The sequence below is a fragment of the Candidatus Pseudoscillospira sp. SGI.172 genome (genome assembly GCF_050313575.1).
Classification (GTDB): domain Bacteria; phylum Bacillota; class Clostridia; order Oscillospirales; family Oscillospiraceae; genus Vermiculatibacterium.
In genome coordinates, this window is record NZ_JBNPLQ010000006.1 from 20,619 (window position 1) to 33,211 (window position 12,593).

The following is a 12,593-nucleotide window of genomic DNA, read 5'->3' on the forward strand; positions in this document are numbered from 1 at the left end:
TCCCGGATCTATGCATATTACTAATTCCTGGTTTTAAATATGATTAGTGTTCGGAGGAATCAACGTGACCGATTTTCAAAGGAACCCGGGACATTTGATGCACACACAATTTATGCCTGCATTTGTCGAAGGTGCCAATCATGATTTTATGCAGAGCGATTTAACAGAGGTAATTGTAAAATTCAGCGGCGATATTCAATCCATCAGACAGGATTTGGATGCCCAAGTTGAAATTTTGCTGAAAGGATATGCCATTATTACATTAAGTCCGAATAAGATCGGACGGTTATACTCCTATCCGCAAATTGAAAGCGTTGAAATCCCCAAAAATCTATACATTGGAGGTTTATACAACCTTACCTCCTCCTGTATCCGCGCCGTTCAAAGTACAAACAGTTATGGCTTAACAGGGAAAGGAGTCATTGTATCGGTTATTGACTATGGGATTGACTATATGCACCCCGACTTCCGAAAAGCAGATGGAAAAAGCCGGATATTATACTTATGGGATCAGACAGTTGCGGGAACACCGCCTGATGGATTTTCGGGCGGTTCTGAATATTCGAATGAACAGATCGATCAGGCAATACAATCATCGGATCCATATTCCGTGGTTCCAAGCATAGATGCCGGAGGCCACGGTACAGCAGTTGCCGGGATCGCGGCAGGAAATGGAAGCGAGAATCCTGATAACATTGGAGTTGCTCCTGAGTCAGATCTGATAGTTGTTAAAATTGGTCAAAGAGGGTTTCGTTCTTTTGCCCGTACAACAGAATTAATGCGCGCGATAAAATATGTCATTGAAAAATCCCGTCAATTAAATCAGCCAGTTGTGATTAATATGAGCTTCGGGATGAACGAAGGTTCCCACCGTGGGGATTCCTTATTTGAAACCTATGTTTCAGATATCAGCAGCGAATGGAAAACATCCATTGTTGTTCCAACAGGCAATGAGGCTGCAGCCGGGCACCATTATTCGACAAAATTGCGCTCTGACAGCGTAAAGGTTGTTGAATTTTTTGTTGCAAACGGAATCAGTAAATGTTTCCTTTCCGTTTGGAAAGATTTTGCCGACATATTCTCAGTGGAGATGGTTTATCCCGACGGCTTCTCCTCGGGAATCATCAGTTTGGAAAACCAAATTCGGAACATTAGTGTTGGTAATTCTGTCATGACCGTTATTTATAGACAGCCCAGTCATTATTCTGTTAGACAGGAAATCAGTTTTAACATTCAATCTGCCAACGGAATGATTCCCTCCGGGCTTTGGAAATTGCGTTTTGTTACGTCTTCGATTGTAAACGGAAAAATTGAAATTTGGCTGCCGACGGTTGAAGAGGTTACTTCCAGTACTCGTTTTTCTAAACCGATTGAAACAATGACCATGACGATACCGTCTACAGCCAGGAAGGTGATCAAAGTCGCGGGTTACAACGATCGGGTTGGAAATATTGCTGAATTCTCTGGAATTGGGAGCGCAGAGGAGGCAGAACCCAGACCGGATGTGGCAGCCCCGGCTGTTTCTATTTTGGCACCCAAAAACGGCGGCGGCTATGATGCCTATACAGGCACTAGCATGGCGGCGCCGTTTGTTACCGGTTCGGCAGCGTTAATGATGCAGTGGGGAATTGTTTTGAAAAATGATCCTTTCCTATACGGTGAACGGCTGAAAGCCTTTTTACGTCTGGGTGCTGCCCGCAGACAGAATCAGGATTATCCAAACGCCTCATTTGGCTACGGCACATTATGTTTGAGCAATACAATGAGTTATTTGGAACGATACAAATGGGGAGGGGATAATCAATGGCTTTCAATATAGATGACGAACAGAATCTTCCGCTTTCAGAGTTTGTCAAATTGCCTACTACAGTAGATTTTCAGGCTCTCAATACGGAAAGATTCAAAATATTTGCCAAAAGTCGTCCCTACATACGTCTTGGAACTGAATTTGAAAACGGCTATATTGTAGGCTATATCAATTACGCTTATGTAACACAGCTGTTGAACGACCTGGGTGGTGACTTTTTATATTTTTTGCCTCGGATCATGTCACCTACAGATAGTCAGAGTAATGATGCATCCGGAATTACGCAGGTTCTTAACCAGCCATTTTTAAATTTGTCTGGTCGGGGCGTTATCATTGGCATTGTGGATACAGGAATTGATTATCGAAAAGATGCCTTTAAGTTTGAGGACGGCTCTACAAAAATCTTGGGAATCTGGGATCAAACCGTTGATGGAAACAGACAGGATGATTTATACTTTGGCTCCACATATACAAGTGACGATATTAATCGAGCCAATCGCGCTTCAGATCCCTACAGCATTGTGCCGTCGGTTGATGAAGATGGTCATGGAACGTTTTTGGCCTCTGTGGCGGCAAGCAATGAAACAGGCGAATATATTGGTGCGGCACCCAAAGCATATTTACTAATTGTCAAACTGAAAAAAGCCAGTCAGTATTTGATAGACCGTTATCTGGTTACAAATGACAACCCCAATCTGTACGAATCTACCGATTATATGCTTGGAATGAAATATATTCTTGATGCGTCGGAAAAATTCAATATGCCGATTGCCATGTGTATCGGAATGGGAACAAACGGGGGCGCACATGACGGCAGCACGTTGATAGAGGAGTATATCAGCTTCGTATCCCAGCGAGTGGGGTATGCCTTTATTACAGCTGTCGGGAACGAAGCCAATGCGAAACACCATACCCAAGGGAGAATACCTGCAACAAGAGCCTCGGACCGAATCAGCATCAAGGTGGGAGAGCAAGGGGCATCGTTTACAGTCATTATTCACAGCCCAGGATATGATAAAATATCGGCAGGAGTCACATCCCCCACTGGCGAAGCAGTATCCAGAGTGTCGTTTCAATCGGGACTCGAATACAGTAATCAGCTTATTTTGGAAAATACCAATATCACTCTTCGATACTTTCGAGATAACAACAATAATGTAATTGTTTCGTTCAAGAACGCCACTCAGGGAATCTGGAACATTATTCTATATGGGGATCTGATTATTAACGGCGAATATTGGGCATGGCTTCCGATCACCGGGCAGATCAGTCCTACCGTTGAATTTTTGAGACCGACACCTGAGTATACGACTGTAATTCCTTCTACGGCCCTACACGCCATTAAATGTGGTGCATACAACAGCAAGGATCAGAGCCTGCTTGTATCCTCATCGTGGGGGCCGACCAGGTTATTCCGGTTTGCACCGGATTTTGTTGCTCCCGGAGTAGATGTAAAAGGGATTTATCCTACAGGTTATGGAACAATGACAGGGACCAGTGTAGCAGCTGCCATAACGACAGGCCTTACCGCATTGCTGTTCGAGTGGGGGATTGTCAACGGAAATAAAACTGCGATGGATTCAGATCTTATCAGAAGTTATTTGATTAGTGGGTGTCAGCGAGAAAGCAACTTAACATATCCAAATGTACAATGGGGCTTCGGAAAGGTCAATCTATATGGTACCTTCGAGGTGATCAAAGAGTCTGCACTGGACTTTAATACAATAATTGAAGAAGGTGATTTTTTACAATGAGTAATGGTAATACGCCTAAGGATTTCAATACAAGTGGAGGCCTTGGCTATCTGCAAGTGAATACTTTTTTGCAGGGTGTTGGAAGTCCAACGCAAGGGGTGACTGTTCGTGTTTTAAATTCGGATACCAAATCGATCGTGAGCGAATCTCAAACTGATGCGCAGGGGCAGGTAAAAAATATTGCACTGATCACTCCTCCGATTGAGTACTCCCTGCAATACGGTTCACCCAGGCCCTTTAATCAATATGATGTACAGGTAATTTACCAGGACTATCAGTCAGCATATATCAGCAATGTTCAGCTTTTCCCGGGACAAACTGCAATCCAGAATGTTTTTCTGCTGCCAAGCTACAACGCCATCGACATTCCATATCCCACTTTATGGGGGATATATCCGCCTAAAATTCCTGAATCGGAGGTAAAAAAATTGCCGTTACCGACCGGGCAGATTGTCCTGCCGGAGCCGGTTGTGCCGAGTTTGATAACAGTACATGAAGGGCGACCAGAGGATTCATCGGCAAGTAACTATACGGTTGGGTTTAAGGATTATATAAAAAACGTGGCCAGCAGTGAAATTTATTCCACCTGGCCGCGTGAAGCAATCAAAGCGAATGTGTTTGCGATTCTGTCGTTTACCCTGAATCGTGTTTACACAGAATGGTATCGGGGGAAGGGATACGGATTTACCATAACAAACTCAACGGCGTTTGATCAGTCTTTTTCCTTCGGCAGAAACATTTTTGACGAAATTTCCGAGGTTGTTGATGAAATATTTACAACCTATATTTCAAGGCCCGACTTGGTCCAGCCGCTGTTCACGCAATACTGTGACGGCAAACGCGTAAAACGGGCAGGTTGGCTCAGCCAGTGGGGCTCTAAAGATCTGGCAGATCAGGGGTTGAATGCTTTACAAATACTGAAGACCTATTACGGCTCCGATATTGTCCTGAAACAGGCTAAAAAGGTGGAAGGAATCCCATTATCCTTTACAAATGTTCTTAAAATAGGTTCAACAGGCGGTGCTGTAAAGACAATACAACAGCAATTAAATGCCATTTCCAACAATTATCCTTTGATCAAAAAGGTAGTAGTTGATGGGGTTTACGGAGCCCGTACCGCCGAGGCGGTCCGTACATTCCAACAAATATTTAATCTTCCAGAGACAGGAGAAGTAAATTTCCCAACATGGTATAGCATATCAAATATTTTTGTAGCGATTAGCAAACTAGCATAATAACAGAAACAATACCCTGCCCTGCCAAACTCTCTAGGGCGTATCTGAAAAGTGGAAATGCTTGTCTTTTTCTGCAAAGAGCAGCATTTGCTTCGTTAAAAAGCCTCGGAATCCACAAAGGATTCCTGCGTTCTTTGCCTTGCGTCTGCTTGCTCTTTGCGAAAAATCTGTTGATTTCTTTGTTTTCAGAATGAAATGGAGAAATTTTGACGATAATTAGAACACGCCGCCATCACCTGCAAAAGGGTGGTGGCGGCGTGTTTTCATGCCTTGGATAACCTGTACCAGATGACAGAGTACGCCTTGGCAATACAATATGCAGACTCAGGATGAGGTATATTGAAGTCAGTTGCTGTTTTCCATACGTCCATTTTATTGATATTTAAATGGTCTGTATTCTTCCGTGCCGATATCGGTCAGCAGAGCCTTCAGCTCAGGGTAGGGCATGGCGTACCGCTGGGACAGATACCGCAGGGACGCGCCCAGTTCGCCGTCCGGTCCGCCATATTGACTGATGATCAAAGCCGCCAGTTTGGGGTTGGTGTTTTTGATCTTCACCGGATACTGGAGTTTTTTCTCATAGACAAACATAGTTTACGCTTTGCCTCCTTCCGGGAAGGCCCAGGGCCAGGGATCCTTGATCCAGCTGGAAAAATTCTTCTGCCCGGCCGCGGCGTGCTGGAACAGCGGGCCGTACATGGATTCATACTTCTCCCGGCCCTCTTTTTCCAGCGCGGCATACTGCTGAAAGAGGGAAAAGGCCTCGCCGTCCCCCTGGTGAGTGTCCAGATAGAGGCCCAGCTCCAGCAGCACGAACTCCAGTGCCTGGAGCTCGCCCAGAGGACCGGAGACCGCGTTGGGCGCGTCCGCCTTCATATGGAAGGGGAGGTTGAGCCCTGGGAAGAGCGTTCCGTTGCTGAGGGCGTCGTTCTGGCTGTACTTCTGCGCGCCCGTCTGCTGAAATGGGACATAGGGGACCGCCAGCGGAGCGCACTCCGGCAGGGTGCCGGAGCCGTCGGGACAGGCGGGAGCCGTCGGTTGATCGGGATACAAGATAGGACTCCTCCTTTGCATTTGCTCAAGAGGGAAGGATGTTCCCCCGAGCTATCCTATGCCGCCGGGGGAACCGGAGCGTCCCGGCCCTTTCCGCGCCGGCGGGCATATTGGCGGGTAAGGCTCATAAATTGGCAGGGGAGGGGATGCCCTGTGAAAAATTGGAGCTGGAAAAAAATTTTTATCTGCGCCTTGGCCTTTGTACTCTGCAGTACGGCGGGAAGCCTGTTCCTGCTGTCCCGGAGGGCGGAAGAGATCCTGGCCCCGGTGCGCCTGCCGGAACGGCGGCTGGTTCTGGACGCCGGACACGGCGGGGAAGACGGCGGCGCAGTGTCCCGGACGGGCGTGCCCGAGAGCGTCATCAATCTGGCCGTGGTCCAAAAGCTGGATCAGCTTCTGGGCTTTTACGGCGTGGTCCCGGTGCTCCTGCGGGACAGCGATGTCTCTCTGCACGACCCCTCGGCGTCCACACTGCGGGAAAAGAAGGTTTCTGACCTTCACAACCGGGTAGCGGCCATTGAGGCCACGGAGAACGCCACCCTGATCAGCATCCATCAAAACACATTCCCGGACCCTGCTTACCACGGTGCCCAGGTCTTTTTCCGGCCCGGGGAGGACAGCCGCGCCCTGGCCCTGCTGGTCCAGGACAGCCTGCGCGCGCTGGATCCGGCCAACAAGAGGATCCCGGCCAAAATCCCGGACACCGTGTATCTCATGAAGCACATCACCTGCCCCGCCGTGCTGGTGGAGTGCGGCTTTCTCTCCAACGCCGGGGAGGAGGAGCGCCTGCGCAGCGGGGGCTATCAGACCAAGCTGGCGCTGTGTGTTGCGGGAGCGTGGCTCCGGAGCGGGGAAATTCCGCCTGCCGCCGGATAAAGAAAAAGATGGGGTGGCATTGTTGGAACACCTGTGCTATAATAGGCCCAGTTAATCCCACAAAGGAGAAAACGATATGCTGGAATACCGTTTTGACACACAGTTGCTCATCGCGGGTCAGGGGCTGGACGAGGACGACATCCACGACCACATCATGGCTCACATCCCCGGGGACTGCCTGCTGGCCATCGGGGACGAGGACCTCATCAAGATCCACTTCCATACCAATGAACCCTGGAAACTGCTGGAATACTGTGCCTCCCTGGGGGATATCCACGACATCGTCGTAGAGAACATGGAACGGCAGGAGCAGGGGCTCCAGGGCTGAGGAGAGAGAGCATGGCCAAGGAAAAGAGTGTTTTTTACTGTACGGACTGCGGCAACGAGGTCCTGCGCTGGCAGGGGCAGTGTCCGGCCTGCGGGGCCTGGAACACCATCGCAGAGCGCCCCTCCGCCCCCAAAAGCAAGACCCCCAGGTCCAGCAGCGGCCGCCGGGAGATAGGAGGGATGGGCTTTGCCCGCCCCCGGCGCATCACGGAGGTGGAGACCACTGACGAGTTGCGCTTCGACACCGGCATGAACGAGCTGGACCGGGTGCTGGGCGGGGGAGCGGTGAAGGGTTCTCTGGTGCTGGTAGGGGGTGCGCCGGGCATCGGAAAGTCCACTTTGATGCTCCAGATCTGCGACAGCCTTTGCCGGTTTGCGGACGTGCTCTACGTCTCCGGCGAGGAGTCGGAGCGCCAGATCAAGCTCCGGGCAGAGCGGCTCCACGTCCGGGGAGAGGGGCTCTACCTGATGGCGGAGACCAACCTGGAAAACATTTTGGAGGCGGTGAGCGAGCTCAAGCCCGATGTGCTTATCGTGGACTCCATCCAGACCCTCTACAACGGCGATCTCACCGCCTCGCCGGGAAGCGTGGGCCAGGTGAAGGACTGCACCCTGGCCCTGATGAACGTGGCCAAGGGGGTGGGGGTCACCGTCTTTGTCATCGGCCATGTGAACAAGGAGGGCTCTATCGCGGGGCCCAAGGTGCTGGAGCACATGGTGGACTGCGTACTCTACTTTGAAGGGGAACAGCAGACCACCTACCGCATCCTCCGGGCGGCCAAGAACCGTTTCGGGGCCACCAATGAGATCGGCGTCTTTGAGATGGCGGACAGCGGCCTGGCCGAGGTCCCAAACCCATCGGAAATGCTCCTGGAGGGCCGTCCCACAGATACGCCGGGCACCTGTGTCACCTGTGCCATGGAGGGGGTCCGGCCGGTGCTGGCCGAGATCCAGGCCCTGTTGACGCCCACCAGCTTCAACATGCCCCGGCGGATGGTTTCGGGTGTGGATTTCAACCGCACCATGCTGCTGCTGGCCGTGCTGGAGAAGCGGGGCGGGCTGATGGTGAACGCCTGCGACGCCTACGTCAACGTGGTGGGCGGCCTGGAGCTGGAGGAGCCGGCGTCCGATCTGGCCACGGTGATCGCGCTGGCGTCCAGTTTTCGGGACAAGCCGGTGCCGGGGGATCTGGCCGCCGTGGGCGAAGTAGGCCTGACCGGTGAGCTGCGGGCCGTGAGCGCGCTCAACCAGCGCTTGGCCGAGGTCCGGCGGTTGGGCTTCACCAAATGCCTGGTGCCGTCCCGGTGCGCCAAGCTCACCGCGCCGGAGGGACTGCAGCTCATCAAAGTGCGTAACATCCGGGAGGCGCTGGCCGCGGTGCTCTGACCCCGCGGCAGGCTCCCGAACCCAGAGAGAGGAGGTTCGGAGAGGGATTGTGAAGTAAACAAAATAAAAATTTTGTTTACTTCGAGGGAGGGAAAAAGCCCCTTCCCCGGGGGTTGGCCCCGTTTGACCCGCTCCGCCGCTGATATGGACTACCGTACCGAGGCCCCGCCCATTCTGCGGGATTTTCTTTCTTATCACGACACCATCCAGGGACACTCCCGGAAAACCGTGGACGAATACTTTCTCGACCTGCGGAATTTCTTCCGCTATCTCAAGGTGGAAAAAAACAAAGTGCCCCGGGACACCGAATTTGACGACATCGACATCAGCGACGTGGATCTGGATCTGGTGCGCTCCGTCACGCTCTCCGATGTCTACAACTACATGAACTACCTCAGCCGCGACCGCGCCCAGCACCCCAACAGCGACCACAGCGGCCACGGCCTCAAAGCCTCCTCCCGGGCCCGCAAGGTCGCCGCCATCCGTTCCTTTTACAAATACCTCACCAGCAAGGCCAAGCTGCTGAGCGAAAACCCCATGCAGGACCTGGATTCGCCCCGGATGAAAAAATCCCTCCCCCGGTACCTGGATCTGGAAGGCAGCATCCAGTTACTGGAAAGTGTGGACGGGCCTTTTGAGGAGCGGGACCGATGCATCCTGACGCTGTTTCTCAACTGCGGCCTTCGGATCTCCGAGCTCATTGGCCTGAATCTCAACGACATCCGTGGCGACCAGCTCCGGGTCCTGGGCAAGGGCAACAAGGAGCGGATGCTCTACCTGAACGACGCCTGTCTGGAGGCCCTGCAGGATTACCGGGCGGTGCGGGGCGACCAGCTGGCCATCGACAAAAACGCCCTGTTTCTCAGCCGCCGGCGCACCCGCATCTCCAAGGCCGCCGTGGAGAAGATGGTGAAAAAATATCTGACGCAGGCAGGGTTGGACGCGGCCCAGTACTCTCCCCACAAGCTCCGCCACACCGCGGCCACGCTGATGCTGCAAAACGGCGTGGATGTGCGCACGCTCCAGGAGGTGCTGGGCCACGAAAATCTGAACACCACCCAGATCTATACCCACGTGGACAGCGACAACCTCCGTCTGGCGGCCAAGGCCAATCCCCTGGGCCGGGTCAAGGGGCGGAAAAAGGCGGTGCCGCCGGAGGAGCCGGAGGCGTGACTTTTTCCAGCGGATAGGCCCCCAGCACATGGAGGTATCGGATCTGCTGGTAGAAATAAGTGCTCAGCGGCCGGTTGTCGGCGTCATAGGAGTGTGCGGCCAACAGGATATTCTCCGGCGCGGGCGGGTTTCCCACCGCCACTACCACCGGGGTGTGCGAGAAGATCTCCCCCTTGAAGTTGAACTGGAGAAAGTCGCCGGGCTCGAGTTCCTGAATCGGGACCTCGGCGGCAAAGGGGCCGGGCGAAGGCTGGCAGCGGACGAGGAAATTTCGGAAATACTCCACACCCGTCCAGGCGGGAGCCTTTTCGTTGGCGTTGATATAGTACCAGCCGTAGACCGGGGTGTAATTCATCACGCCCGTCCCGGCGTAGAGACACTGGGAGGCAAAGTTGGTACAGTCGCCCCCCAGCTCCTCATAATCGTAAAACTGGGGGTTCCGGCCGAAGGCCCAGCGGTGGGCGTAGGCCACGGCGGCGGCCCGGTCATAGGGGATCACGGGAGATTTCAAGCCTCTCCCCTCCTTTCCATCCCTCCATGCTATGCCGCCCCCAAAAAAAGGAAACCGCCGACGTCGAAGAGACGTCGGCGGTTTTGCCATTCGATATTCCTTTACAGTCTTTGAACCGCAACGGCTTTTATCGCAGTCTGTGCCACCGCGGCATTCACGGCGCCGGAGGCGGTGAGGCGGTCGAGCAGGGTGGTCTCCCCTCCCCGAACCGAAGCCCCCAGGGCGTAGTAGGACAGATAGGCCACCTGGGCCCGCAGGAAAGGCCTGCCGCCGGTGAGCAGCGTCTCCTCCCCCGCTGTCAGCACACCCAGCGCCCGGGCATCCCGGGCGGCGGTGAGCCAGGAAAAGTCGCCTCCTGCCTCAGAATAGCCCAGGGCCCGGAGCAGGAAGGTCACATAGTCGTTGGGGGCCAGAGCGTTTTCCGTACCGAACCAGACCCGCCACTGGCTGTCCACCGCCATGCCCTTGGTATATCCCTTGTCGTAAGCATAGGCCACATAGGGCTTTGCCCACGTCGGCACGTCGGCAAAGGTGACACCGCTGCCGGGATAGGACAAAGCGGCCTGCTCTTCCCCCAAAAGCCGGAGGAAGAGGATGAGCCCCTGGATGCGGGTGGGTGCGTTTTCCAGCTCATAGCCCGAGCCGTAAGGGGTATCGCTTCCCCGGAAAAGCCCCATGATCTTGAGGGCGTCGGCCAGTGCGTTATAGTCGGTCTCCCCGCTGAGGCTGAGGGTATATCGTCCGGTAAGCCGCACCACGGCGGTGTCCGTGGAAACTGAGAAGGCCGCTGTGGTGTTCTCCGCCGCCAGATACCGGTGCCGGGGAGTCAAAGGGCCGCCCGGGGTCAGCTCCGTGCCGTCAGTGACGTCCACCACCGTTCCGGACGCGGAGCCGGAGAGACCTCCGGCCAGAGAGAGCACGCCGCTCCCCGTCTCCAGACGCAGCACATCGCCCCGCTTAAGGCGCAGTTCCGTCCCACCCGCCTGGGCCGAGAGCACCTGCCGGTAGGTCTCCTCGGTGGCACTGTCGACGCGCTGCGATGCCTGTTCCAGCGCCGAGGGGAGGAAGGCGTTTTTGATCCGGTTCAAAGAGATAAGAGGATCGCCGGCCGAGCCGGCTTCCGAGGCCAGAGCGGCCCCACTGGTCAGCAGGGTCCCTGCCAGAAGCAGGGCAACGGCTTGTTTTCGTTTCATGGTGCCTCCGAAATCATATAGCTCAGTGCCAGCAAGCTGTCTGCAAAATGTACATTCTCCACCACCACGCCGGACTTGTGCACGTTGAGCTCGGCGTTGGTAAAGTTCCAAATGCCCCGGACGCCGCCCGCCACCAACCGGTCGGCCATGGGGGCCGCGGCGGTGCGTGGCACCGTAAGCACCCCGACGCTGGTGGGCGTGCTCTGGAGGTAGGAATTCAGATGTTCCACCGAGTAGACCGGAACCCCTGCCAGGGATTTACCCACCAGGGAGGGATTGACGTCGAATGCCGCGGTGAGTACAAAGCCGCTGCGGCTGAAATGAAAATTCTCCATCAACGCCCGGCCCAGGTTGCCCACCCCCAAAATAATGGCGGTATGTTTTTGATCCATGCCCAAAATCTCAGACACCGCGTTCCGAAGCGACTCCACGTTGTAGCCGTAGCCCTGCTGTCCAAACTCCCCGAAACAGGACAGGTCCTGCCGGATCTGGGAGGCGGTCAGATTCATGGCCTTGCCCAGGGTATTGGAGGAGATCCGAACCACACCGGCCAGGGTGAGGTCGGTCAGGTGCCGGTAGTAGCGCGGCAGACGGCGAATGACTGCACTGGAAACCTTTTCCCGTTTCATTCGTCTCACCTTACCTTTCTGCCATAGCAAATTTAGTCTAATCGATTCCGGCCCTCTTGTCAACTTTTTCCCCGAGGCTTGCATGGAATGGGGCGTTGTGATATAACCAAAGCCAGAAGAAAAAAGGAGGAATTCCGCATGCTTCAGGAAATTTTCGACCGACGGAGCGTCCGGCACTATACGGAAGAGCCCGTCACCCGGGATCAGCTCACCGAAATGCTCCGCGCCGCCATGAATGCCCCAAGCGCCAAAAACTGTCAGGAGTGGCGTTTCGTGGTCATTACCGATCGAGCCACCCTGGACCGCATCAGCGAGATCCACCCCTTCGCCAAAATGATGCTCCAGGCCCAGGCGGCCATCCTGGTATCCTGCGACATGGATCTGGCTTTTACAGACGGACACGGCTATCTGGACTGCGGAGCCGCGATCGAGAACCTGCTTTTGGAGGCGGTGCATCAGGGCCTGTCCACCTGCTGGTGCGGCATCGCACCTATGGTGGATCGAATTTCCAATTTTCGAATGGAATTTGAGCTTCCCGGAAATCTCGTCCCCATGGGTATTGTCGCCGTGGGACATGCCCAGCAATCCAGAGATCGGAAAGACCAGTACGACCCGGAAAAGGTCGTCTGGTGGAAGAGCTGAAAACTTC

12 protein-coding genes and 1 pseudogene are annotated in these 12,593 nt (G+C 54.2%); 8 read left to right on the top strand and 5 right to left on the bottom strand.

The window, feature by feature from the left end; all coding sequences use genetic code 11:
• Positions 1–64 precede the first annotated feature (64 nt).
• Genes ACQRD3_RS03920 through ACQRD3_RS03930 form a run of 3 tightly spaced genes read left to right on the top strand, consistent with a single transcriptional unit; the run spans position 65 to position 4,796 of the window.
• A complete protein-coding gene (locus ACQRD3_RS03920; protein WP_080908360.1) occupies positions 65–1,819 on the top strand; it encodes a S8 family peptidase in 1,755 nt (584 codons plus the stop codon).
• Positions 1,804–3,561, top strand: coding sequence for a S8 family peptidase (locus tag ACQRD3_RS03925; protein ID WP_427779983.1), 1,758 nt, complete (start codon positions 1,804–1,806; stop codon positions 3,559–3,561). Before ACQRD3_RS03920 ends, ACQRD3_RS03925 begins: the two co-directional genes overlap by 16 nt.
• On the top strand, positions 3,558–4,796 hold the full coding sequence (locus ACQRD3_RS03930; protein ID WP_080908362.1) for a peptidoglycan-binding protein: 1,239 nt from the start codon (positions 3,558–3,560) through the stop codon (positions 4,794–4,796). The genes ACQRD3_RS03925 and ACQRD3_RS03930 overlap by 4 nt, the downstream gene beginning before the upstream one ends.
• A gap of 396 nt (positions 4,797–5,192) precedes the next feature.
• Here the strand turns inward: ACQRD3_RS03930 and ACQRD3_RS03935 are convergent.
• Both ACQRD3_RS03935 and ACQRD3_RS03940 read right to left on the bottom strand, forming a co-directional pair.
• A pseudogene (locus ACQRD3_RS03935) lies at positions 5,193–5,387 on the bottom strand (manganese catalase family protein); the annotation flags it as partial.
• A 3-nt stretch (positions 5,388–5,390) separates the two neighbouring features.
• Entirely contained in the window at positions 5,391–5,849 is a 459-nt protein-coding gene (locus ACQRD3_RS03940) for a spore coat protein CotJB (RefSeq protein ID WP_427779986.1), read from the bottom strand.
• 192 nt (positions 5,850–6,041) lie between these two features.
• Between ACQRD3_RS03940 and ACQRD3_RS03945 the strand changes: the two genes are divergently transcribed.
• The 4 genes from ACQRD3_RS03945 to ACQRD3_RS03960 all read left to right on the top strand — a co-directional run bounded on the left by ACQRD3_RS03945 (position 6,042) and on the right by ACQRD3_RS03960 (position 9,611).
• Positions 6,042–6,725 carry an N-acetylmuramoyl-L-alanine amidase gene (locus ACQRD3_RS03945; RefSeq protein ID WP_427779987.1) on the top strand — a complete coding sequence of 228 codons (684 nt, stop codon included), beginning with the start codon at positions 6,042–6,044 and terminating at the stop codon, positions 6,723–6,725.
• Positions 6,726–6,801: 76 nt separating this feature from the next.
• The gene (locus tag ACQRD3_RS03950) at positions 6,802–7,053 is read left to right on the top strand and encodes a kinase to dihydroxyacetone kinase (protein WP_427779988.1); all 252 of its coding nucleotides are present in this window, start codon (positions 6,802–6,804) and stop codon (positions 7,051–7,053) included.
• A gap of 11 nt (positions 7,054–7,064) precedes the next feature.
• The gene (gene radA / locus ACQRD3_RS03955) at positions 7,065–8,438 is read left to right on the top strand and encodes a DNA repair protein RadA (RefSeq protein WP_427779990.1); all 1,374 of its coding nucleotides are present in this window, start codon (positions 7,065–7,067) and stop codon (positions 8,436–8,438) included.
• A 144-nt stretch (positions 8,439–8,582) separates the two neighbouring features.
• Complete coding sequence (locus ACQRD3_RS03960) at positions 8,583–9,611, top strand: tyrosine recombinase XerC (RefSeq protein ID WP_080908796.1); 1,029 nt, start codon at positions 8,583–8,585, stop codon at positions 9,609–9,611.
• On the opposite strand, the gene ACQRD3_RS03965 is transcribed toward ACQRD3_RS03960, so the two are convergent.
• From ACQRD3_RS03965 to ACQRD3_RS03975, 3 genes are all read right to left on the bottom strand, one after another.
• Entirely contained in the window at positions 9,565–10,122 is a 558-nt protein-coding gene (locus tag ACQRD3_RS03965) for an amidase domain-containing protein (RefSeq protein ID WP_427779991.1), read from the bottom strand. The genes ACQRD3_RS03960 and ACQRD3_RS03965 overlap by 47 nt on opposite strands.
• 101 nt (positions 10,123–10,223) lie before the next feature.
• Complete coding sequence (locus tag ACQRD3_RS03970) at positions 10,224–11,315, bottom strand: hypothetical protein (protein ID WP_427779993.1); 1,092 nt, start codon at positions 11,313–11,315, stop codon at positions 10,224–10,226.
• The gene (locus ACQRD3_RS03975) at positions 11,312–11,944 is read right to left on the bottom strand and encodes a redox-sensing transcriptional repressor Rex (RefSeq protein WP_427779994.1); all 633 of its coding nucleotides are present in this window, start codon (positions 11,942–11,944) and stop codon (positions 11,312–11,314) included. The genes ACQRD3_RS03970 and ACQRD3_RS03975 overlap by 4 nt, the downstream gene beginning before the upstream one ends.
• 138 nt (positions 11,945–12,082) lie before the next feature.
• Between ACQRD3_RS03975 and ACQRD3_RS03980 the strand changes: the two genes are divergently transcribed.
• Entirely contained in the window at positions 12,083–12,586 is a 504-nt protein-coding gene (locus ACQRD3_RS03980) for a nitroreductase family protein (protein WP_427779996.1), read from the top strand.
• Positions 12,587–12,593: the final 7 nt, after the last annotated feature.

Coding starts and splice junctions, on each gene's coding strand:
- ACQRD3_RS03950 (WP_427779988.1), top strand. CDS start 6,802: ATGCTGGAATACCGTTTTGACACACAGTTGCTCATCGCGGGTCAGGGG.
- ACQRD3_RS03930 (WP_080908362.1), top strand. CDS start 3,558: ATGAGTAATGGTAATACGCCTAAGGATTTCAATACAAGTGGAGGCCTT.
- ACQRD3_RS03975 (WP_427779994.1), bottom strand. CDS start 11,944: ATGAAACGGGAAAAGGTTTCCAGTGCAGTCATTCGCCGTCTGCCGCGC.
- ACQRD3_RS03970 (WP_427779993.1), bottom strand. CDS start 11,315: ATGAAACGAAAACAAGCCGTTGCCCTGCTTCTGGCAGGGACCCTGCTG.
- ACQRD3_RS03980 (WP_427779996.1), top strand. CDS start 12,083: ATGCTTCAGGAAATTTTCGACCGACGGAGCGTCCGGCACTATACGGAA.
- radA (WP_427779990.1), top strand. CDS start 7,065: ATGGCCAAGGAAAAGAGTGTTTTTTACTGTACGGACTGCGGCAACGAG.
- ACQRD3_RS03960 (WP_080908796.1), top strand. CDS start 8,583: ATGGACTACCGTACCGAGGCCCCGCCCATTCTGCGGGATTTTCTTTCT.
- ACQRD3_RS03925 (WP_427779983.1), top strand. CDS start 1,804: ATGGCTTTCAATATAGATGACGAACAGAATCTTCCGCTTTCAGAGTTT.